The 20,429-nt window shown below is 51.3% G+C and carries 23 protein-coding genes; 18 read left to right on the top strand and 5 right to left on the bottom strand.

All coding sequences use genetic code 11. From position 1 onward, the window contains the following. Positions 1 to 305 precede the first annotated feature (305 nt). Positions 306 to 695: a MarR family winged helix-turn-helix transcriptional regulator gene (locus NHAL_RS12710; protein ID WP_162010829.1), complete on the top strand. Its 390-nt coding sequence runs from the start codon at positions 306 to 308 to the stop codon at positions 693 to 695. A 181-nt stretch (positions 696 to 876) separates the two neighbouring features. Here the strand turns inward: NHAL_RS12710 and NHAL_RS12715 are convergent, their stop codons facing one another. From NHAL_RS12715 to NHAL_RS12725, 3 genes are all read right to left on the bottom strand, one after another. Then, positions 877 to 1,200: a type II toxin-antitoxin system PemK/MazF family toxin gene (locus NHAL_RS12715; RefSeq protein ID WP_013033559.1), complete on the bottom strand. Its 324-nt coding sequence runs from the start codon at positions 1,198 to 1,200 to the stop codon at positions 877 to 879. Further along, on the bottom strand, positions 1,197 to 1,406 hold the full coding sequence (locus NHAL_RS12720) for an antitoxin MazE family protein (RefSeq protein ID WP_013033560.1): 210 nt from the start codon (positions 1,404 to 1,406) through the stop codon (positions 1,197 to 1,199). Before NHAL_RS12720 ends, NHAL_RS12715 begins: the two co-directional genes overlap by 4 nt. Positions 1,407 to 1,540: 134 nt before the next feature. Beyond that, complete coding sequence (locus NHAL_RS12725; protein WP_013033561.1) at positions 1,541 to 2,056, bottom strand: adenine phosphoribosyltransferase; 516 nt, start codon at positions 2,054 to 2,056, stop codon at positions 1,541 to 1,543. Positions 2,057 to 2,104: 48 nt separating this feature from the next. Between NHAL_RS12725 and NHAL_RS12730 the strand changes: the two genes are divergently transcribed. The 14 genes from NHAL_RS12730 (at position 2,105) to NHAL_RS12795 (ending at position 16,679) form a co-directional block, all read left to right on the top strand. Beyond that, positions 2,105 to 2,389, top strand: a complete 285-nt coding sequence (locus NHAL_RS12730; RefSeq protein WP_013033562.1) for a hypothetical protein — start codon at positions 2,105 to 2,107, stop codon at positions 2,387 to 2,389. Positions 2,390 to 2,394: 5 nt separating this feature from the next. Further along, a complete protein-coding gene (locus tag NHAL_RS12735) occupies positions 2,395 to 3,027 on the top strand; it encodes an ABC-type transport auxiliary lipoprotein family protein (RefSeq protein WP_013033563.1) in 633 nt (210 codons plus the stop codon). Positions 3,028 to 3,163: 136 nt separating this feature from the next. Continuing rightward, a complete protein-coding gene (gene gyrA, locus NHAL_RS12740; RefSeq protein ID WP_013033564.1) occupies positions 3,164 to 5,704 on the top strand; it encodes a DNA gyrase subunit A in 2,541 nt (846 codons plus the stop codon). Between the two features lie 39 nt (positions 5,705 to 5,743). Beyond that, positions 5,744 to 6,826, top strand: coding sequence for a 3-phosphoserine/phosphohydroxythreonine transaminase (gene serC, locus NHAL_RS12745; protein ID WP_013033565.1), 1,083 nt, complete (start codon positions 5,744 to 5,746; stop codon positions 6,824 to 6,826). 62 nt (positions 6,827 to 6,888) lie between these two features. Continuing rightward, positions 6,889 to 8,052, top strand: a complete 1,164-nt coding sequence (locus NHAL_RS12750; protein ID WP_013033566.1) for a 3-phosphoglycerate dehydrogenase family protein — start codon at positions 6,889 to 6,891, stop codon at positions 8,050 to 8,052. 78 nt (positions 8,053 to 8,130) lie between these two features. Further along, positions 8,131 to 9,216: a prephenate dehydratase gene (gene pheA / locus NHAL_RS12755; protein ID WP_013033567.1), complete on the top strand. Its 1,086-nt coding sequence runs from the start codon at positions 8,131 to 8,133 to the stop codon at positions 9,214 to 9,216. Between the two features lie 21 nt (positions 9,217 to 9,237). Beyond that, entirely contained in the window at positions 9,238 to 10,350 is a 1,113-nt protein-coding gene (gene hisC / locus NHAL_RS12760; RefSeq protein ID WP_013033568.1) for a histidinol-phosphate transaminase, read from the top strand. Next, positions 10,347 to 11,207: a prephenate dehydrogenase gene (locus NHAL_RS12765; protein WP_013033569.1), complete on the top strand. Its 861-nt coding sequence runs from the start codon at positions 10,347 to 10,349 to the stop codon at positions 11,205 to 11,207. Before hisC ends, NHAL_RS12765 begins: the two co-directional genes overlap by 4 nt. 33 nt (positions 11,208 to 11,240) lie before the next feature. Further along, on the top strand, positions 11,241 to 12,572 hold the full coding sequence (gene aroA, locus NHAL_RS12770; protein ID WP_013033570.1) for a 3-phosphoshikimate 1-carboxyvinyltransferase: 1,332 nt from the start codon (positions 11,241 to 11,243) through the stop codon (positions 12,570 to 12,572). 18 nt (positions 12,573 to 12,590) lie between these two features. Then, positions 12,591 to 13,262 carry an HAD family hydrolase gene (locus NHAL_RS12775; protein ID WP_013033571.1) on the top strand — a complete coding sequence of 224 codons (672 nt, stop codon included), beginning with the start codon at positions 12,591 to 12,593 and terminating at the stop codon, positions 13,260 to 13,262. Positions 13,263 to 13,355: 93 nt separating this feature from the next. Further along, positions 13,356 to 14,057, top strand: a complete 702-nt coding sequence (cmk, locus tag NHAL_RS12780; RefSeq protein ID WP_013033572.1) for a (d)CMP kinase — start codon at positions 13,356 to 13,358, stop codon at positions 14,055 to 14,057. Positions 14,058 to 14,168: 111 nt separating this feature from the next. Continuing rightward, a complete protein-coding gene (rpsA, locus tag NHAL_RS12785; protein WP_013033573.1) occupies positions 14,169 to 15,851 on the top strand; it encodes a 30S ribosomal protein S1 in 1,683 nt (560 codons plus the stop codon). A 62-nt stretch (positions 15,852 to 15,913) separates the two neighbouring features. Further along, positions 15,914 to 16,204 (top strand): integration host factor subunit beta, encoded by a 291-nt coding sequence (locus NHAL_RS12790; RefSeq protein WP_013033574.1) that lies wholly within the window; start codon positions 15,914 to 15,916, stop codon positions 16,202 to 16,204. 34 nt (positions 16,205 to 16,238) lie between these two features. Beyond that, the gene (locus NHAL_RS12795) at positions 16,239 to 16,679 is read left to right on the top strand and encodes an Mth938-like domain-containing protein (protein ID WP_013033575.1); all 441 of its coding nucleotides are present in this window, start codon (positions 16,239 to 16,241) and stop codon (positions 16,677 to 16,679) included. A 28-nt stretch (positions 16,680 to 16,707) separates the two neighbouring features. Here the strand turns inward: NHAL_RS12795 and rpoS are convergent, their stop codons facing one another. Next, complete coding sequence (rpoS, locus tag NHAL_RS12800; protein ID WP_013033576.1) at positions 16,708 to 17,685, bottom strand: RNA polymerase sigma factor RpoS; 978 nt, start codon at positions 17,683 to 17,685, stop codon at positions 16,708 to 16,710. Positions 17,686 to 17,929: 244 nt separating this feature from the next. After that, positions 17,930 to 18,268 carry a ferredoxin FdxA gene (fdxA, locus tag NHAL_RS12805; RefSeq protein ID WP_013033577.1) on the bottom strand — a complete coding sequence of 113 codons (339 nt, stop codon included), beginning with the start codon at positions 18,266 to 18,268 and terminating at the stop codon, positions 17,930 to 17,932. A 213-nt stretch (positions 18,269 to 18,481) separates the two neighbouring features. On the opposite strand from fdxA, the gene NHAL_RS12810 reads away from it, so the two are divergent. The 3 genes from NHAL_RS12810 (at position 18,482) to arsC (ending at position 20,416) form a co-directional block, all read left to right on the top strand. Next, positions 18,482 to 18,775, top strand: coding sequence for a LapA family protein (locus NHAL_RS12810; protein WP_013033578.1), 294 nt, complete (start codon positions 18,482 to 18,484; stop codon positions 18,773 to 18,775). Positions 18,776 to 18,777: 2 nt separating this feature from the next. After that, positions 18,778 to 19,941, top strand: coding sequence for a lipopolysaccharide assembly protein LapB (gene lapB, locus NHAL_RS12815; protein ID WP_013033579.1), 1,164 nt, complete (start codon positions 18,778 to 18,780; stop codon positions 19,939 to 19,941). Between the two features lie 121 nt (positions 19,942 to 20,062). Continuing rightward, complete coding sequence (gene arsC / locus NHAL_RS12820; protein WP_420804795.1) at positions 20,063 to 20,416, top strand: arsenate reductase (glutaredoxin); 354 nt, start codon at positions 20,063 to 20,065, stop codon at positions 20,414 to 20,416. Positions 20,417 to 20,429 lie beyond the last annotated feature (13 nt).

The raw sequence follows: 20,429 nt of genomic DNA on the forward strand, positions 1-20,429 counted from the left end.
ACTGAAGTTGTTAGTCCTATATTTCCTTGTGCTTGAGGTGGAGTTTTTGCCATCCTATAGCCTCTGTTTATGGACCTAGGGCAATCTTATGGTAGGCTGTGGCAAAGAGCTATCTTCCTTGCAAGCTAAGCTATTAATTATTTGATTCGATGCAAAACCCCCTCCTTGGAAACTAACTTCAGATCGAAATGGATAAAGCGCAAATTACAACTTCATGGCTTATCACGCAGATCCACACCAATTGGTCAGAGGCCTGTAGTCCGACTTCAGACCTCGTCATTATGCTGTATCGGTCGGTGAGTCTAATGAAAGAGCGCATCAGGCAAGCTATTAAGGAACAGGGCCTTTCATTTGCTGAATTTGATGTGCTGTCAACATTGCGCACTGTGAACCCCCCTTACCAGCTGTCGCCCACTGAACTTTATCGACTGACCCTGTTTACGTCAGGGGGAATGAGCAAGCTTTTGCATAAATTGGAAAAAGAAGAATTGATTAGCCGCCATGTCAAAGCGACTGATAGCCGCTATCGTTATGCACGATTAACTGAGAAAGGGAAGCTACTTACAGAACGTGTCATGGCTGCTGTCGCAACGGTGGAGTTGAATCTTATTGACGAACCGCTGAGTCGAGAGGATCAACAAAGATTAAAACAGATACTTGGGAAGTTGTTGCCCTATTTAGAAGAGAGAGATTAGAGCGAGAGTATAAAAAACTTTGGGGTATTTCAGGTCATCTCTGACTGGATTACCGCCAATTTTTCGGGGTAGGTTGAATGCTCCGGGTCTCACAATGGCTAGAATAATTTCTTATTGCGGCTCATGACACGTTCGTTGGTAATGTGTCGAACAGAGATGGCGGCGCCGATGTTCCTAAACCTCAAGCCAATCCCAGAAACACGGCTAGTACTCGGTTGACCTCCACCATCCGGTGATCATTCAAATGCCCGATCACTCGCCCCACCTTGTCTCGAGGGAGAGTTTGCACTTTGTCCACCATGATTTGGTTGGACTTTTCCAGGCCATTTTCTGGGGTCGCTTCTAGCGCTAGGCGAAACAGCGGGGTATCACGCAAGTGGCTGGTGATGGGTAATACGGTGATGGACGGGTGTTCGTCAAAAAGGTCTGACTGGATGATCAGTGCCAGTCTAGCCTTTCCATAGGCACTAGGTAGGACAACGGCCACGATGTCACCGCGTCTCAATCCCAGCCCTCCCGGTCCGCAGCCGCTTCCAGCCAGTCCAGAATCTTTTGCTCTTGGGGATTCTCCCGGAGCATCCGAGACTGGCGCCGGCATTCCTCCTGGAACTCTGGCCGGCGGGTATCCGGCACCCAAATCTGGATCGGGCGCAGGCCGGCTTTGCGCAGCTGTTGCCGATGTCGGTTGACCCGTTCGGTAATCTCACTCATTTCGACTTCCCCTCATGTTACATGTAACATGAGTATATCATTAATTTCTGAGTTGAGATGTTTTCCTGATAGAGCAAAGCCGCAACGGAGGTTTTTATGAATGCCTATTATCCGGCAATAACGGTATAGGCTGCTTAGTAGTGTAATAGAGAATGGATGGTGTAATTAGACAGTTTCTCCCGCCCCTTTAGAAAGTCTAGTTCGATGACAAAGGCACAAGCCGCGATGGTAGCCCCTAGACTTTCCACTAAATCGCAACTAGCCTTGGCGGTGCCGCCGGTGGCTAGGAGGTCATCTACCAGCAGGACATTGTCCCCTGGACCCAAGGAATCGGTATGGGCTTCCAAGCTGGCAGAGCCATATTCCAAATGATAGGAAATACTTTGTACGTCATGGGGAAGCTTGCCTGGTTTGCGTAAGGGGATAAAGCCTACCCCTAATTCCCAGGCGACCAAGGCTCCAAAGATAAAGCCCCGTGCCTCCATTCCGCCTACTGCCGTGATATCCTGGCCGAGGAAGGGGTGGAGGAGCTGGTGCACCGCTAAACGTAGGCTGGCAGGGTCTCTAACCAAGGGGGTGATATCCTTAAAGAGGATACCGGGTTTGGGAAAATCAGGAATATCTCGGATTTTGGTTTTGAGCCGTTCCATCAATACTTCGCCTAAATAGCCTCGAAATCCATGAGGGAGGGACTTTATATGATTAAGGTTCAACAGACAAATGAAAATGAGCCGCTTGCTTTTACGGTCACCGTGACGGAAGGCTCAGGCGAGACGACACATCAAGTTACCCTATCGCAAGCGACTTACCAAAAATTAACCGGAGGTAAGGTGAGTGCTTCGGACTGCGTTCAGGCCGCCTTCCAATTTTTGTTGGAACGGGAGCCGAAAGAAGCCATTCTCAGGCAGTTCGACATCACCGTCATTTCCCATTATTTTCCCAATTTTGAACGTGAGTTGCCCCGCTACCTAGAGCGGTTTTAACTCCCATGGCTAGCGTTGCTCCCTGGGGTTATGTTGTGGGGATGCTGGCCCTCGTACTGGGGGGATGTACTTTCTTTGGTTTTGGCAGAGAGGCTTCACCTGGGGGCTATACCTTGGAGGTCGAGCGGGTCCTGGAGCCGCCCTCAGCCCAAGCCCGGGAACGGGTGCTAGAGGTGGTGCCATTTCGGGTTACCCCTCGCTATCGAGGGCGAGTTTGGGTCTATCGGGAGGCGGATTCCTGGTATCCAGCCGAGGGGGAGCAAGCTTTTCTCCTTCCTCCCCAGGTGTTAGTGACCGAGCAGGTGAGTGGCTATCTCAGACATTCAGGGCTATTTGGTGCGGTGGTGGAGGGGGAGAGCCGATTGCGGGTGACTCACCTTTTAGAAGGCGCAGTGACTGCCCTGTACGGTGATTTTAGTGATCCTAGGGCCCCGCGGGCTGTGCTGGAAATTCAATTCTTTTTAATTGATCCCCGGGTCGAGCCCCCTAAGACTTTGCTGCAAACAGGTTTTCGAACTGAGGCGGAGATTTCCGAGGCCACCCCCCAGGCCCTCGTTCAAGGGTGGAACAAGGGCTTAGAGAGTATCTTGTGGAACTTTGAAAACGACCTGCGCCAACTGTTCAATAACCCCTTGTAAGAAGAGAAAGTCCCTGTTATTGCCAGACTCTTCGGCATCTTTATAGTGCAATATGGTAAAATTCTCTAAAATTTAGAATTTTTTACCTTCCACCCCCCAAAGTTCGATTAGATCCTACGGAAACTGAAAGTCAACGATGGAAGAAATAGCTCAGGAAGTCTTCCCGGTTAATATCGAAGATGAAATGAAGCAGTCATACCTCGATTACGCCATGAGCGTTATCGTAGGTAGAGCTTTGCCAGATGCCCGTGACGGCTTGAAACCGGTGCACCGTCGAGTGTTGTATGCCATGCAAGAGTTGGGCAATGATTGGAATAAGCCCTACAAAAAATCCGCTCGGGTGGTGGGTGATGTCATTGGTAAGTACCATCCCCATGGGGATGCGGCTGTTTATGATGCTATCGTACGGATGGCCCAGCCTTTCTCCATGCGCTATCCGCTGGTGGATGGCCAGGGAAATTTTGGCTCCATTGACGGCGATCCTCCCGCCGCCATGCGCTATACCGAGGTGCGCATGGCAAAGATCGCCCATGAGTTGTTAGCCGATCTTAATAAGGAAACCGTCGATTTTGTTCCCAATTACGACGAGTCCGAGTATGAGCCGGCTGTTCTCCCCACCCGGATTCCTAATCTACTGGCGAACGGTTCTTCAGGTATCGCCGTGGGTATGGCGACCAATATCCCCCCCCATAATCTGGGTGAGGTGTTGAGTGCCTGTATTGCGCTTATTGATGATCCCTCCTTGGATATTGCGGGGATTATGGCTCACATTCCGGGCCCCGACTTTCCCACCGCCGGGATCGTGAACGGTAGCCGTGGCATCCAAGAAGCCTATCTGACGGGACGGGGACGGATCTTCCTGCGGGCCCGAACCCATGTAGAAACCGACGAGGCCAGCGGCAGACAAAGCATTATCGTCACTGAGTTGCCCTATATGGTCAATAAGGCCCGCTTGCTGGAAAAAATTGGTGAGCTGGTCAAGGAAAAGAAGATCGAGGGTATTGTGGGGTTGCGGGATGAATCAGATAAAGAGGGCATGCGCATGGTGGTGGAGTTGCGCCGCAATGAAATGCCCGAAGTGGTGCTGAATCATCTTTATCTCCATACCCAACTGCAAACTGTCTTTGGCATTAATATGGTGGCCTTAGTGGATGGTCAGCCTCAGGTGCTTAACCTGAAGCTGGCCTTAGAGGCCTTTTTGCGACACCGCCAAGAGGTGGTGACCCGGCGCACGGTGTTTGAACTGCGCAAGGCAAGGGAGCGGGCCCATGTTCTGGAAGGGTTGGCCATTGCCCTGACCAACATTGATCCAGTGATCGCCCTCATTAAGGCCTCTTCAAGTCCTTCTGAGGCCCGTGATGGGTTGATAGCCCGTAGCTGGCCGCCGGGGGTCGTGATCGATATGTTGCAACGGGCGGGTGCCGAATCCTCTCGTCCTGAGGGCTTGGAAGCCGTCTATGGGCTGCAAGAAGGGGGTTATCGATTGTCTCCTGCCCAAGCCCAGGCCATTCTTGATATGCGTCTCCACCGTTTAACCGGTCTTGAGCAAGGCAAAATCATTGATGAGTATCAGCAGGTTATAGAACTTATCTCGGAATTGTTGGAAATTTTAGCCAATCCGGAGCGGCTAATGGCCGTCATCCGGGAAGAATTAGTGGAGATGCGCCAGCAGTATGGCGAACTGCGCCGCACTGAAATTCAGTATAATCACGTGGATCTTCGTCTGGAAGACCTTATTCAAGAAGAAAATGTGGTGGTGACGCTCTCCCATACTGGTTATGCCAAATACCAGGCCTTAGATGCTTACCGTTCCCAGAAGCGAGGGGGTAAGGGTAAGTCGGCTACGGCCATGAAAGAAGAAGATTTTATCGACAAGCTCTTTATCGCCAATACCCATGATACCCTGTTATGTTTCTCAAGCCGGGGCAAGGTGTATTGGAAAAAAGTCTATGAGCTGCCCCAGGGGACGCGGACCGCCCGAGGTAAACCCATTGTCAATCTCCTGCCCTTGGAGGAGGGAGAACGAATTAATACGGTGTTGCCTATCCGGGAATTTGAAGAGGGTAAATATGTCTTTATGGTGACAGCCTCAGGGGTGGTCAAGAAAACTTCCCTGGCCGTATTTTCTCGGCCCCGTCCCAGTGGCATTATTGCTCTAGAACTGCGTGAGGGAGATCAGTTGGTCGGGGCAGACCTTACCGATGGCGAGCAGGAAATTATGTTGTTTAGCTCGGGGGGGAAGGTCATTCGTTTTTCAGAGCAGAAGGTGCGGCCTATGGGGCGTACTGCCCGTGGCGTTAAGGGTATGGAGCTTCCCCCAGAGCACCGGGTGATTGCCCTTATCATCGCTAGGAATGGTACCATTTTAACGGCAACCGAGTTGGGGTATGGCAAGCGCACAGCTATTGCTGAATATCGTCTCCAGGGTCGAGGGGGGCAGGGAATTATCTCTATTCAGACGACCCCGCGGAATGGTCAAGTGGTGGGGGCGGTACAAGTGGAAGAAGAGGATGAAATCGTTTTGATTACCAATCGAGGTACGCTCATCCGTACCCCGGTGTGTGATATTTCTCTTATGGGGCGTAATACCCAGGGTGTCAAGCTGATTAACCTCCTAGAAGGTGAACGGTTAGTGGGTGTTGAGCGTATTGTCGAGGATGGAGAAGCTGCAATATAGCGAGGTCAGTGTGCAAGGGATATTAAAGAAGGTGAGAATATGACTCGGGTCTACAATTTCAGCGCTGGACCGGCCATACTGCCAGAAGAGGTCATGGAGCAGGCCCGCGATGAGATGCTTGACTGGCAGGGCACTGGGATGTCGGTGATGGAAATGAGTCACCGGGGCAAGCAATTTATGTCCATTGCCGAGCAGGCCGAAGCTGATCTCCGGGAGTTGCTGGCTATTCCTGATAATTATAAGGTTTTATTTCTTCAGGGAGGAGCCACTAGCCAGTTTGCGATGGTGCCCATCAACCTATTACGGGGCAACAACAAGGCGGACTATCTCTGCACGGGACATTGGTCCAAGAAGGCCATTGCTGAAGGGCGTCGGTTTTGCGAGATTAATTTGGCGGCCAGCTCTGAGGAAAGTGGATTTCAGCATATTCCTCCTCACCAGGAGTGGCACTTGGATCCAGAAGCTGCTTATGTCCACTATACACCTAATGAAACCATTGCCGGGGTAGAGTTTCATTGGATTCCTGATACGGGAGAGGTGCCCCTGGTGGCCGATATGTCTTCTACCCTTTTATCACGTCCTCTGGATGTCAGTCGCTTTGGAGTGATTTACGCCGGGGCGCAAAAGAATATCGGCTGTGCCGGTCTCACAGTGGTGATAGTGCGGGATGACTTGATAGGGCAACCCCTGGGGGGGGCTCCTAGCATGTTCGATTACCAGATACATGGGGACAATAACTCCATGTACAACACGCCTCCCACCTATGCCTGGTATATCGCTGGATTGGTCTTTGGCTGGTTAAAGCGGAAGGGGGGACTGTCGGCTATAGCGGAGGTGAACCGAGCGAAGGCAGATATGCTTTACCATTTCATCGATAGCAGCGGCTTTTACCATAATCCGGTAGAACGAGCCTCCCGCTCCCGAATGAATGTGCCTTTCATTCTGTCTGAACAGGGGCTTGATGGCGTTTTTCTCGAGCAAGCGGAAAAAGCCGGATTGACCAATCTTAAGGGGCACCGCTCGGTTGGAGGAATGCGTGCTAGCATCTACAATGCCATGCCCCAAGAGGGGGTCGAGGCTTTAGTCGAATTCATGAAAGAGTTTGAACGTACCCAGGCATAAAATGAATTCTTGAACTGGGGTTGTTGCCCTATTCATTAAATTAGGGGGTAGCGGATAGCTACATGTATAAAATACTCACATTAAACAATATTTCCATTGCAGGGTTGGAACGTTTGCCGCGGGATCAGTACGAGGTGGCTTCTGAGATTCAGCATCCTGATGCGATCCTGGTACGCTCCCATAATATGCGCAAGATGACTATTCCGCCCACGTTAAAGGCAGTCGGGCGTGCCGGCGTCGGGGTCAATAATATTCCGGTGGCGGACTTGAACGAGCGGGGGGTGGCGGTGTTCAACGCTCCCGGTGCCAATGCCAATGCAGTCAAAGAGGCGGTGCTGGCGGGTTTATTGTTGGCCGCGCGCAATCTCTGTCAGGCCTGGGAAGCGGCTGGTGCCTTGGCAGGAACTGATGAAGAAATCCATCGGCAGGTCGAGGCTCAAAAAAAACGCTTTGTGGGGATTGAGTTACCGGGGCGGACCTTGGGCATTATTGGTCTAGGGGCGATTGGTGTTCAGGTCGCCAATGCCGCCTTGGCACTGGGGATGCGGGTGGTAGGATATGACCCTCAGATCACGGTGCAACGGGCTTGGGCGCTTTCCGCGGAGGTGGAACAGGCCACTAGCCTGGACCATTTACTGTCCCAGGCTGATTTCCTCTCCCTCCACGTCCCGTTGCTGGAAGCCACCCAAGGTTTGATTAATCGGGAACGGTTAAGAAGCATGAAGCCTGGGGCGAGGCTCCTCAACTTTGCGCGGGCGGAAATCATTGATGAAGTCGCCGTGGTTGAGGCCATAAGGGAAGGTAAAATTGCGGCTTACGTTTGCGACTTTCCTAGTAATCGCTTGAAGGAGCACCCCCAGGTGATTGCTCTGCCCCATATTGGGGCTTCCACTTATGAAGCTGAAGAGAATTGTGCCGTAATGGTGGTGGAGCAGATTCATGAATTTCTGCAAAATGGTAATGTGCAAAATTCGGTCAATTTTCCGGAGGCGATGTTACCCCGCACAGAAGGCTGGCGGCTTGCTATCGCCAATGCCAATATCCCTACCATGGTCGCGCAAATCTCTACCCACCTGGCTGAAGGGGGACTCAATATCATCGATATGCTGAATAAGTCGCGGCGTGATCTGGCCTATACACTGGTGGATGTGGATCGTCCTATCCCTAAGCATCTACTCGATGGAATCAAAGCGATTCAGGGGGTGCTATCGGTAAGGGCCTTGTAATCGAGGGGATCCTTTGAGCAAGACTTATTTTGTGTCCCCTGATTTCTGAAGGCCCTGTTATTAGCTTTTTTAACGACAATGGACGATAGCCAACAATTGCAGCAAGTCCGGGCGCGCATAGACGCTCTGGACGAACAGATTCAGCGTCTTCTTAATGAGCGGGCCGAGCTTGCTCGTCAGACAGCACAGATAAAACAGGCCGCTGGTTTAGGGGAAAATTGTTTTCGCCCAGAGCGGGAAGCGGAAATTTTGCGGCGTGTTATCGCCCGCAACCCGGGGCCCCTCAGTGGCCAAGAAATGGCGCGTCTGTTTCGGGAGATTATGTCGGCCTGCCTTGCCCTTGAAACGCCCCTGATGATTGCGTACCTGGGTCCGGAGGGAACCTTTACTGAGGCCGCAGCGCTTAAGCACTTTGGCCACTCAGTGAAAACCCGGCCGCTTATCGCCATTGATGAAATTTTCCGTGAGGTGGAGGCAGGGACCGCCCACTATGGGGTCGTCCCGGTAGAAAACTCTACGGAAGGAGCGGTAACCCACACCTTAGATCAATTTTTAATTTCGCCTTTACAGATTTGTGGTGAGGTGGAGTTGCGTATCCACCATCATCTGCTTAGCAGGAGCAAGACCCTTGCTGAAGTGAACCGGTTATATGCCCACCAGCAAACACTGGCCCAGTGTCGAGGGTGGTTAGATGCTCACCTGGCTGGGTGTGAGCGCATTCCGGTGAGCAGTAATGCAGAGGCGGCACGGCGGGCGGGGAATGAACCCGACTGCGCTGCCATCGCTAGTGACCGTGCCCGCGAAATCTATGGGCTCCAGGCTTTGGCGATCAATATTGAAGATGAGCCTGGAAATACCACCCGTTTTCTGGTGATTGGTTCCCAAGCTGTGGTCCCTAGTGGAAACGATAAGACCTCCTTGCTGCTCTCGGGACCGAACCGTTCTGGTTTGTTGTATGATTTGCTACGTCCTTTGGCGGATAACGAGATTAGTATGACCCGGCTGGAATCTCGTCCTTCGCGGCGTAAGCTTTGGGAATATGTGTTCTTTATTGATGTGGAGGGGCACGTGGACGATCCCAAAGTTGCCACCGCTCTGGCCGCCCTTAAAGACCAGGCTTCCTTTCTCAAGTTACTGGGCTCCTACCCGCGGGCAGTCATATAAATATTGAAGGTATCACAGTTTATGACTGAAAGCTTATTTTACCAGCTTGCGCTGGCTGGAGTACGAGGACTGACTCCTTACCAGCCTGGTAAACCCATTGAAGAGTTGGAACGGGAGTATGGGGTGCGGGGCGCAGTTAAGTTGGCCTCCAACGAGAACCCGCTGGGTCCTAGCCCTTTGGCAATGGACGCGGCTTCCAGGGTACTTGGGGAGAGCGCCCGTTATCCCGATGGCAATGGTTTTGCCCTTAAGGCTGTCCTTTCCCAACACCTGGGGGTTTCAGCGGATCAGATTACTCTAGGCAATGGCTCCAGCGACTTATTGGAGTTTGCGGCCCGGGTGTTGGTGTCCCCTGAGCATGAAGTGGTCTATTCTCAATATTGCTTTGCTCTCTATCCCTTGTTGACTCAAGTTCTGGGAGCAAGAGGTCAGGCCGTGCCGGCAAAGGATTTTGGTCATGACCTAGAGGCCATGGCTAAAGTAGTCAATGAGCGGACACGGTTGGTCTATATTGCCAACCCCAATAATCCTACCGGCACCTGGTCGCGGTCTGATGAGCTTGAAGCTTTTCTCGCCGCCATGCCGGAGCACGTCCTGGTGGTGCTGGATGAAGCCTATTATGACTATGTGGATGAGGCCCAATATCCCCAATCCCTGGCCTGGCTTAGCCGCTACCCTAATTTGATGGTGACCCGCACCTTCTCTAAGGCTTATGGCTTGGCCGGTTTGCGTATTGGTTATGGGGTGTCTCACCGGGATTTAGCTGATTTGATGAATAGGGTTCGCCCTCCCTTTAATGTCAACAGTTTAGCCCTGGCTGCGGCCACTGCCGCGGTCCAGGACCAAGGGCATTTACAACGCAGTCGGGAGGTGAATCGTGCTGGAATGGCACAGTTAACGGCGGCTTTTAAGACCTTGAACTTGGATTATATTCCTTCGGTGGGCAATTTCGTAACCGTCAATGTGGGCCAGCCGGCCGAGAAAGTTTATGAAGCCCTCCTGGGGCAGGGGGTCATTGTAAGGCCGATGGCAGGATATGGCCTACCGGGGCACTTGCGGGTAACGGTGGGTCAAGAGGCGGAAAACGGGCGTTTTATTCAAGCCCTTGAGGCCATTCTCAAGGAGCTTAGGTGATCCAACGTCTCTGTGTTCTTGGCGTCGGGTTGATTGGGGGGTCCTTGGCCCTGGCCCTTAAGCGGTCAGGAGCTGTCGGTGAAATTGTCGGCTACGAAAGGGACCCACTTTGTAGGGCTAAGGCGCTTTCCTTGGGTATCATCGACCGGGCTGAATCTGGTCTTGCAGATGCGCTCAGGGGGGCGGAGGTGGTCGTTTTAGCTGTGCCGCTTGGGGCCATGGAAGGACTGTTTCAAGAAATGGCTCCCCTCTTGAAACCAGAGATGGTGGTGACTGACGTGGGTAGCGTCAAGGATAGCGTGGTTACAGCGGCCCGCGCTGCGTTGGGAGCACGAATTGTGGATTTTGTGCCAGGTCATCCTCTCGCTGGGACGGAAAAAAGTGGTCCGGAGGCTGCTTTTGCCGACCTGTTTTACCTCCATAAGGTGATTCTGACTCCTTTACCCGAGAACCGTCCTGAGGCAGTGGAAACGGTTAGGATGATGTGGCATCGGGTTGGCGCTGAAGTTGTTGAAATCAGCAGCACTTATCACGATCGAGTGCTGGCGGGGGTTAGCCATCTTCCCCATGTATTAGCTTTTGCTCTAATGGACCTGTTGGCTAAAGTGGGGGAACCGCAAGATACCTTACAGTTTGCCGCAGGGGGGTTCCGAGATTTTTCTCGTATTGCCTCCAGCGATCCTACTGTGTGGCGGGATATTTGTCTTGCCAACCGGGAGCCTTTGCTCGCGCTTTTGGAGCAATTTGAGGCTGAACTTCACACCTTAGGCGAAGCCCTTCGCCGCGGTGATGGGGGCAAGCTGGTAGAGATTTTCGCTCGGGCCAAGGCCGCCCGAGATATCCATTATAACGCTTGAGGGGGGAGTATTCTGGGATGCAGGGACAATAGCATGCAGTCTGCCGAATTATCACAAGACTCTATAGCCTTCGTTGTTGAGCCCGGGGGTTCCCTGGCGGCTCAGTTGCGGGTTCCAGGAGATAAATCCATCTCCCATCGGGCCATTATTTTTGGCGCTTTGGCCGAGGGCATCACTGAAATCACAGGTTTTTTGGAAGGGGAAGATACCCTGGCAACTCTCCAGGCTTTTCGGGCTCTGGGGGTCAATATTGAGGGGCCTGAGGAAGGCCGGGTAAAAATCCATGGGGTAGGTTTGCAGGGGTTGCAGGCGCCGGAGAAACCCCTCTATCTAGGTAATTCGGGAACTTCAATGCGGTTGCTTGCCGGTCTTTTTGCTGGGCAACCCTTTGATATCACCCTGGTGGGTGACCGGTCTCTTTCTTGTCGTCCTATGGGGCGAGTCTGTGACCCCTTGGCCCAGATGGGCGCCTTGATTGAAGCGACCGCCCAAGGCACGCCACCCTTGCATATTCATGGTGGACAGTCTCTGCAGGGGATTGAATATGCCATGCCAGTGGCGAGCGCTCAGGTGAAATCCAGTCTGTTATTGGCCGGCCTTTACGCTACCGGATCCACTTGCGTCATCGAGCCTGCGCCGACCCGGGATCACACCGAGCGAATGTTAATGGGCTTTGGCTATCCGGTTGAGCGAGAGGGTGCAAAAGTTTGTGTCAAAGGAACGGGAGTATTGCGCGGTACTGCGGTTGAAGTTCCAGCCGATATTTCTTCGGCGGCTTTTTTTATGGTGGGGGCCGCGATTAGTCAAGGCTCGGACATTTTACTGGAACATGTGGGGATCAACCCAACCCGGACAGGAGTCATCGAGATCCTTGGGCGTATGGGAGCGCAGATTGAGATAGAGGAAACGGGTGTCGTCGGTGGCGAGCCGGTAGCGGCGATCCGCGTCCGCGCTAGTCGGTTGCAGGGGATTAATATTCCTGAAGAGCTCGTCCCGCTGGCAATTGATGAATTCCCGGCCTTGTTTGTTGCTGCTGCCTGTGCCGAGGGTGAGACCGTATTGACGGGCGCTGAAGAACTGCGGGTCAAGGAAAGCGACCGTATCCAAGTCATGGCTGACGGTCTGCAAAGGTTGGGGATCTCTGCCCAGCCGACACCAGATGGAATCATTATCCAAGGAGGCGCGTTGCAAGGGGGAGAAGTCCATAGCCATGGAGATCACCGCTGTGCGATGGCCTTCGCTATGGCTGGCTTAGCTGCTAAGGATACGGTGACTGTTCACGATTGTGCCAATGTGGCCACTTCTTTCCCCGGATTTTTAGAACTGGCCTCAGGGGCAGGCCTGAAAATTCATTGCACTGGATAAGTTAAGTATCTGATTTTTATGCTACCTTACAAGCTGATAGTTTTTGATTGGGACGGAACCTTAATGGACTCGGAAGCCCGTATCGTCGCTAGCATGCGCGCGGCCATCCGTGATCTTGACCTCCCACCCCGCGAGGATGATGCGTTGCGCAACGTGATTGGCTTAGGCTTACAAGAGGCTTTAGCCACGCTCTATCCGGAGGGCGACAGATTGTTAAAAAACGCCTTAGTCGAGCGCTATCGTCACTATTATCTGAATGCAGATCCAACCCCCAGCCAACTCTTCGAGGGGGCAAAGCTGCTATTGGAAAAATTGCAGGAGCAGGGATATTTAATGGCCATTGCTACCGGGAAGGGGCGTGCCGGTTTAGATCGGGTCTTACCCGAGGTGGGGGTTGCCCATTATTTTTGTACCAGTCGTTGTGCCGATGAAACAGCGTCAAAACCCGATCCTCGCATGTTACTGGAGATTATGGCCCAGACAAAGGTCTCGGCCGGGGAAACCTTGATGGTTGGCGATACGGAATACGACCTACTCATGGCGAAACATGCGGGGACCGATGCTTTGGCCGTAAGCTATGGCGTTCACGAAAAAACCCGTTTGCAGCGCTGTGGCCCCATTGATTGCGTCGATTCCATTGAGGCCTTACAAGGCTGGTTGTTAAAGTCGGTTCCTAGGGCGTATGTATAAGTGCACCATGGATGATAAAAGGTGATGGGATTCCGGCAATGACTATCAGCACGGCTTTCTTTTTTGACATTTCTCGGCTTAGGGACAAGGGACATGGGGGAGGATAAGGGAATCCCTGTAATTACCATAGATGGGCCTAGTGGTTCCGGGAAAGGCACTTTGGCTCAGCAATTGGCTCAGCATTTAGGGTGGCACTATTTGGACAGTGGTGCTATATACCGTGTTTTGGCTTTAGCAGCGAGCAAGCACGGCATTACAAAAAATGATCCTAAAAGGCTAAAAACTTTGGCTCATGATTTGGATGTCCGGTTTGTCTCGGAACTCGGAGAAACTTCGGCGCGGGTGTATCGGGTGTATCTAGAGGACCTAGATGTGAGCAACGCTATCCGCAGCGAGGACTGCGGCAATGCTGCTTCAAAGATTGCTGCCTTACCCGAAGTGCGGGAGGCTTTGCTGAGGCGGCAGCGGGCTTTTCGTAAAGCCCCAGGATTGGTCACTGATGGGCGGGATATGGGGACCGTGGTATTTCCAGAAGCGACATTGAAAATTTTTCTTACTGCGAGCCCTCAAGAGCGTGCGCGGAGACGTTATAAGCAGTTGAAGGAAAAAGGCATAGATGCTAATCTCAATCGTTTAGAGCAAGAGATTGCTGGGCGGGATGTACGCGACTGTGAGCGTAATGCTGCGCCGCTTAAGCCGGCCGATGATGCTATAATATTGGATTCTACAAAACTTGCTATTAATGATGTATTCCAGCAAGTGCTATTGTGGTTGCCGAGCAAGTTACGTAATTAGGGTAGTCCGAGGTGTTTAACGCCACGGGCCAAGATAGACAATCGCTCCGCAAGTTGCGGGGTATTAACTGGTTGGTGGGGATATCCGCTAACCAAGGGTTTTGGTGAGTCAATGGGCGAAAGCTTTGCAGAGTTGTTTGAAAAAAGCCAGGCGAATACGCCGATGGCGCCGGGCTCTATTGTGACGGGGACCGTCATGGAAATTCGTCCCGACGTGGTGATTGTCAACGCTGGATTTAAGTCCGAAGGGGTTATCCCTGTTGAACAATTCCGCGATGAGAAAGGAGATCTGAGTATCTCCGAGGGTGATGTAGTCGAGGTCGCTCTGGAATCCGTTGAGGACGGTTTTGGTGAGACCCGCCTTTCCCATGAAAAGGCTAAAGCAGCTCGGGTTTGGAACGAGCTTGAGAAGGCCTTTGAAGCCGCTGAGACCGTCACGGGTATGCTCACTGGCAAGGTCAAAGGTGGTTTCACGGTAGATTTAAGCGGTGTCCGGGCATTCTTGCCGGGATCATTGGTCGATGTCCGTCCGGTACGGGATACCGCCTATCTTGAGGGCAAAGAGCTTGAATTTAAGCTCATCAAGTTGGATCGCCGGCGCAATAATATTGTCGTTTCTCGCCGAGCAGTGATGGAGGCTGAGTACAGCGCGGAACGAGAGGCCCTTCTCTCTAGTCTGGAGGAAGGTAAAACAGTCAAGGGTATTGTCAAGAACCTCACCGACTACGGTGCCTTCGTGGACTTGGGGGGGCTAGATGGGCTGCTCCATATCACGGACATGTCCTGGAAACGGATCAAGCATCCTTCTGAGGTCGTTAATATTGGCGATGAGATCACCGTTCAGGTGCTCAAGTTTGATAAAGAGCGCCAGCGTGTCTCCCTTGGCCTCAAGCAGATGGGAGAAGATCCATGGAAAGATTTGGCGCGGCGCTATCCTGACAACACCCGTCTCTTTGGCAAAGTCACGAATGTGACGGATTATGGCTGTTTTGTGGAGATCGAAGAAGGCGTAGAAGGTTTGGTCCATATGTCTGAGATGGATTGGACCAATAAGAACATTCACCCTTCGAAGATCGTCCAAGTGGGCGATGAAGTTGAGGTGATGGTGCTTGATATTGATGAAGAGCGCCGCCGTATCTCCTTGGGGATGAAGCAATGTCAGCCTAACCCTTGGGAAGAGTTTGCCCAAAAATATAATAAAGGTGATCGCGTCGTTGGCGAGATCAAATCCATTACTGACTTTGGTATTTTTGTCGGTTTGGAGGGCGGCATTGATGGTCTGGTTCACCTTTCAGATATTTCTTGGTCGGCCTCTGGCGAAGAGACCATCCGTGATTATAAGAAAGGCGATCAGGTTGAAGCGGTTGTTCTCGCCATTGATCCGGAGAGGGAACGTATTTCTCTAGGAATCAAACAGCTTGAAGAGGATCCTTTTTCCAGCTATATCGCTGCCCGTCCTAAAGGCAGCATAGTTAAAGGGATTGTCAAGGTGGTTGACGCTAAAGGCGTGGTTGTTGAGCTGGCTGAGGGTGTAGAAGGGCATTTGCGAGCTTCGGAAATTTCTCGTGAGCGCATAGATGATGCCCGTAGTTTTCTCAATGTTGGTGACGAAATAGAGGCTAAATTTACCGGGATCGACCGTAAGAATCGAGTGATTACTATCTCTATTCGCGCTAAGGATGAAGAGGAAGAGGCGGAAGCTATTAAAGAATACTCAGGTAAGAGTGCCGCTGCTTCAACGACATTGGGGGATATCCTCAAGGAGCAGATGGAAAAGCAAGAAGAGGAAAGCTAGCAGATTTTTCTTCTATTGATGGTTGCATCCGGTCCTGGTGTGGCTTCGGGAGTGTAATATTTATGACCAAGTCGGAGTTAATCGAAAGACTTGCCCAGCGTCAGGCGCTTTTGTCTTATCGTGATGTAGAGCTAGCGGTTAAAACGCTGCTAGAAGTGATGAGCCAGGCTTTAGCGCAGGGTGAGCGCATTGAGATACGGGGGTTTGGGAGTTTCTCATTGCATTATCGCCCACCGCGGACCGGGCGCAACCCAAAGACGGGTGATGCCGTGCCATTGCCCTCTAAATATGTCCCACACTTCAAACCTGGTAAAGAGCTCAGAGAACGGGTTGATCGTAGTGCCCATGCTTAAGTTAGCTTAGAAGGGTGGATATTGGCAGTGGCTTATGAAATTCAGTCTGGATGAGAGACTAGATGTTTATACGGTAAGTGCCTACGGTCCTGGATATGTGGAGTTCAGCATACCGAACTATCTTGGAGAAGATGCTGAGCTTTTGAAAGAAGGGTTAAAGCAGGATGAGGGCCGGCAAAAGATATCCCAGAGTGTTGTAGTTTTGCCGAGTCAATTGCAGGAATGGCCTCCTGCCTCCTTCGTTGAGCTAGAAAAATCCCATTTCCAATCTCTTCTGGAGCTGAAGCCGGAAGTGGTGGTGGTGGGGACGGGGGAGCGGCTTCGTTTTCCCGCCCCCTACCTGGTAGAGCCTTTAGTAAGGCACCAGGTAGGAGTGGAATTTATGGATACTGCAGCCGCTTGTCGGACTTACAATATCCTTGTCGGTGAAGGGCGGCGGGTAATTGCTGCGCTAATAATGATCGCTAATGATTAAGGTACTCTCCCCCTACCAGGTTATCGTTTTATTTGAATAAGACCTCGACTGAAATGCCTTCTTTAGCCATGATACGGCGCAGCCGTTTGAGGGCTTCAAGCTGGATCTGGCGAACTCGCTCTCGAGTCACGCCAATGGCTTGACCCACCTGTTCTAAGGTTTGTGACTCGTAACCTTGGAGACCGAAGCGCCGAATAACGACTTCTCGCTGCTTGTTATTAAGTTGGCTCAACCATAATTCAAGCCGGGACTGCATATCGTCGTTTTGCAGTAGGGTAGTTGGATCAGGTGTCCCCTCATCGGGTAGAGTGTCGAGCAAGGTCTTTTCCTGGTCACTTCGGTAGCCTGTATCCATCGAAGCAATATTGTCTTTAAGGCTCCACATGCGCTTAATTTCTTCGACGGACTTATCTAATTGCTGAGCTAGCTCTTCGAAGGTTGGATCGTGCTCTAATTCTTGTGCAAGTTTACTGGCTACCCGCTGATAACTTTTGATTTCTTTTACCACATGCACAGGTAGACGCACGGTACGGGTTTGGTTCATGAGGGCCCGTTCAATAGTTTGCCGTATCCACCACGTGGCATAAGTAGAGAAGCGAAAGCCCATCTCGGGATCGAATTTCTCTACGGCATGGATCAAACCTAAGTTGCCTTCCTCGATTAAATCAAGGAGTGCCAACCCTCGGTTCATATAGCGCCTGGCAATCTTAACGACAAGCCGCAGATTGCTCTCAATCATGCGTTTGCGCCCGGCGGGATCTCCTCTTTGGGCAAGGCGTGCGTGATAGACTTCTTCTTCTGCTGTCAACAGAGGTGCGAAGCCAATTTCACTTAGATAGAGGCGTGTGGCGTCAAGCTCTTGCTCATTGTAGGGTGGGTTTTCCTGCACTTCCTCAGGGTCAATGGGTAACTGCTGGGGTGCAGGTTCCAGCAGTATTGTCTCGGATTTGCTTGTAGACAAGGCGTTTCCCCCTATTTCACTGCGGACGTGCCCGATGCCCACCATTTTTTGAAGGTTAGTACCCGGTGTAGGCAGCGAGCCCGTCCCTAACTGAGAAAAACTACAGAAGCCGTTACCTAAACATCCTCGGCTGTCACTCCTGCTGCTGTTAGTCGTTATCTAACAGCTTGATATTGAATTGACAGCATCACCTTCATCGGATGCATAGAAACGGTTTATGATTTCTTCGTATGGTAACCTCAGTGTTCAATGGATGACATAGGGAGAATCCCTTAATGGAAGATCAGCGCTATTTCTCTAAGTGCTGCAATTTGTCTTCAATCTCGCTGTTCTTGATACGATCCCATTGGTCCGCATCTGACGGGGGTTCCTTGCTTTCGGTAATGACTGGCCAATTCCTTGCTAATTCGGCATTGAGTTTTAGATAATTTCGATGTTCTTCAGGCAAATCGTCCTCGGAAAAGATGGCCTCGGCCGGACATTCCGGTTCGCATAAGGTGCAATCAATACATTCATCCGGATCAATGACCAAAAAGTTAGGGCCTTCATGGAAGCAATCGACCGGGCAGACTTCAACGCAGTCGGTATATTTGCATTTGATGCAGTTTTCAGTTACCACAAATGTCATAAGGACTCTCTCCTCTCAGCACAACATTCCGTGCCTGTGTTCTGAGATTCACAAAAGATTAGTAAAAAATTTAATAGTGTTGTCTGTACTCAGTGATAGCTTCAATATTTTAATCTCAATTTCCGACCCTGACGAGACCAAAACATTGCGCAGTTTATTAAAGAATTCAGGTATGATGTATGACTTGGGCCATAGTGTCTACGTGGAGGAGGCATGCGAAGACTTTTTTATTTCTTGATTTTTGTTGTGGTTTTTGTCCTAGGACTTACCTTTGCAGGGCGTCATGCCGAGCCGGTTATGATCGATTACCATTTTGGCCAACTACATGTTCCATTATCTTTGCTTCTAGCACTTATCCTAATGGTAGGAGCGATGATCGGCATGTTCGCGAGCCTAGGGACCATCATGAAGCTAAAACGTGAGAATGGGAGGTTGCGTAAATCAATTAAGTGGGTTGAGAAAGAGAATGCCAACCTGAGGGCAATTTCTGTTAAGCATGAGCAATAAACGTGGTCGAGTGGTTGTTGCTCCTATTGCCCGTGGCAGCAGCCTCGGGATGGTTAGCGGGTAGGCGCAGCGCAGAATCAGCACATGGAAGCAGTCATTCCCAACTAAATTCTGCCTATTTTGCTGGTTTGAACTACCTGCTAAATGAGCAACCTGACAAAGCGATTGATACTTTGCTGGATGTTTTGGAGGTGGATAGCGATACGGTGGAGCCCCACTTAGCTTTGGGCAACCTGTTCCGTCGTCGGGGGGAGGTTGGCCGGGCGATTCGGGTTCACCAGAATCTTATCGAGAAACCTTGCTTGAGCAGCTTGCAAAGAGAACAAGCCCTTTTGGAGCTGGGTCTGGATTATATGCGTGCGGGAATGTTGGATCGAGCTGAAAGCTTGTTTCTCGAGGCCCTTAAGCGAAAAAGTCATGTGGGCACTGCCTTACGCCAGTTGCTTGATATTTATCAGCAGGAAAAGAACTGGTCCCAGGCGATTGCCATAGCTCAACAGCTCCATGAGGAAAGTGGTGAGGCGACAGGGCCCATGATCGCTCATTTTTATTGTGAGCTTGCTGAGCAACGATGGGCCCGGAAACAAATAATGGAAGCGGCTCAGTTTATCAAGCAAGCCTTGGCTTCAGATTGGCGTTGTGTTCGTGCTACCCTGCTACAGGCCCATTTGGCAATGGAGCAAAGCGATTATAAGATGGCTATTCGCTGCTTGCGGCGGGTCGAGGGGCAAGATCCAGACTATTTGCCAGAAATATTGAAACCTCTTTCGGAGTGCTACCAAGGCCTTGACCGCCAAGATGAATTTTTTTCTTGGTTAGCAGAGGCATTAGAGCGTCATCCAGGGTGTACGCCATTAATTTTGGCCCAGGCGGCATCCCTTCGACGGCAGGGGGAGCCCGAAAAGTCCCGCCGTTTCTTGCTTGAGCAGCTTAGGCAGTACCCTTCTGTTGAAGGCCTCCAGCAGCTGTTGGCCTTGGGGGTGCCAAAAGATATTGAGGCTGCTTCAGAGCCCTGGTCTTTGATAGAAGAAGTAACCCGCCATTTGTTAAAAGCCAAATCAAGCTATGCTTGTTGTTTTTGCGGGTTTAGTGGCAAATATTGCTATTGGCAGTGCCCAGGCTGCAAGCGTTGGGGGACCGTCAAACCTTTTGCTGGAAACACTTAATCTGAGCAAAGTAGCCATTATTGGTGACGATGGCCGCTCTAGGGTTAACTAAAATATTTGCGGTTTAACCCAGAGCCATGACCGAGTTTAGCTTACAATTAATTAGAAAGTAGGGAGAATGATGATGTCTCAGGTCACTATCTATCATAATCCTCGGTGCAGTAAGTCCCGACAGACGCTGCAATTGCTTCGTGAGCAAGGCGTAGAACCGGTGGTGATTGAATATCTTAAAACACCTCCAACGCCAGAACAGTTGTCGGAAATTCTCCAATTATTAGATAAAAATCCAAGAGACTTAATGCGCCAAAAGGAGCCTGAATACCAAGATAATGGGCTTGATGCTCCGAATCTTTCCCAAGAGCAACTTATTGCGGCCATGTATGCCCATCCCATTCTTATTGAACGGCCTATCGTGTTAGCCAATGGTAAGGCGGCAATTGGACGGCCGCCAGAGAAAGTACTCGAAATCCTTTAAGGTGATATCGCAC

The sequence above is a fragment of the Nitrosococcus halophilus Nc 4 genome (genome assembly GCF_000024725.1).
Classification (GTDB): Bacteria; Pseudomonadota; Gammaproteobacteria; order Nitrosococcales; family Nitrosococcaceae; genus Nitrosococcus; species Nitrosococcus halophilus.

What these genes read in the sequence shown, in the direction of transcription:
- rpsA (WP_013033573.1), top strand. Translation starts at nt 14,169, where the DNA reads ATGGGCGAAAGCTTTGCAGAGTTGTTTGAAAAAAGCCAGGCGAATACG.
- NHAL_RS12710 (WP_162010829.1), top strand. Translation starts at nt 306, where the DNA reads ATGAAAGAGCGCATCAGGCAAGCTATTAAGGAACAGGGCCTTTCATTT.
- NHAL_RS12810 (WP_013033578.1), top strand. Translation starts at nt 18,482, where the DNA reads ATGCGAAGACTTTTTTATTTCTTGATTTTTGTTGTGGTTTTTGTCCTA.
- NHAL_RS12795 (WP_013033575.1), top strand. Translation starts at nt 16,239, where the DNA reads ATGAAATTCAGTCTGGATGAGAGACTAGATGTTTATACGGTAAGTGCC.
- NHAL_RS12775 (WP_013033571.1), top strand. Translation starts at nt 12,591, where the DNA reads ATGCTACCTTACAAGCTGATAGTTTTTGATTGGGACGGAACCTTAATG.
- pheA (WP_013033567.1), top strand. Translation starts at nt 8,131, where the DNA reads ATGGACGATAGCCAACAATTGCAGCAAGTCCGGGCGCGCATAGACGCT.
- aroA (WP_013033570.1), top strand. Translation starts at nt 11,241, where the DNA reads ATGCAGTCTGCCGAATTATCACAAGACTCTATAGCCTTCGTTGTTGAG.
- NHAL_RS12790 (WP_013033574.1), top strand. Translation starts at nt 15,914, where the DNA reads ATGACCAAGTCGGAGTTAATCGAAAGACTTGCCCAGCGTCAGGCGCTT.
- serC (WP_013033565.1), top strand. Translation starts at nt 5,744, where the DNA reads ATGACTCGGGTCTACAATTTCAGCGCTGGACCGGCCATACTGCCAGAA.
- gyrA (WP_013033564.1), top strand. Translation starts at nt 3,164, where the DNA reads ATGGAAGAAATAGCTCAGGAAGTCTTCCCGGTTAATATCGAAGATGAA.
- NHAL_RS12730 (WP_013033562.1), top strand. Translation starts at nt 2,105, where the DNA reads ATGATTAAGGTTCAACAGACAAATGAAAATGAGCCGCTTGCTTTTACG.
- fdxA (WP_013033577.1), bottom strand. Translation starts at nt 18,268, where the DNA reads ATGACATTTGTGGTAACTGAAAACTGCATCAAATGCAAATATACCGAC.
- NHAL_RS12735 (WP_013033563.1), top strand. Translation starts at nt 2,395, where the DNA reads ATGGCTAGCGTTGCTCCCTGGGGTTATGTTGTGGGGATGCTGGCCCTC.
- rpoS (WP_013033576.1), bottom strand. Translation starts at nt 17,685, where the DNA reads ATGGTGGGCATCGGGCACGTCCGCAGTGAAATAGGGGGAAACGCCTTG.
- cmk (WP_013033572.1), top strand. Translation starts at nt 13,356, where the DNA reads ATGGGGGAGGATAAGGGAATCCCTGTAATTACCATAGATGGGCCTAGT.
- hisC (WP_013033568.1), top strand. Translation starts at nt 9,238, where the DNA reads ATGACTGAAAGCTTATTTTACCAGCTTGCGCTGGCTGGAGTACGAGGA.
- arsC (WP_420804795.1), top strand. Translation starts at nt 20,063, where the DNA reads ATGATGTCTCAGGTCACTATCTATCATAATCCTCGGTGCAGTAAGTCC.
- NHAL_RS12750 (WP_013033566.1), top strand. Translation starts at nt 6,889, where the DNA reads ATGTATAAAATACTCACATTAAACAATATTTCCATTGCAGGGTTGGAA.
- NHAL_RS12720 (WP_013033560.1), bottom strand. Translation starts at nt 1,406, where the DNA reads ATGAGTGAGATTACCGAACGGGTCAACCGACATCGGCAACAGCTGCGC.
- NHAL_RS12725 (WP_013033561.1), bottom strand. Translation starts at nt 2,056, where the DNA reads ATGGAACGGCTCAAAACCAAAATCCGAGATATTCCTGATTTTCCCAAA.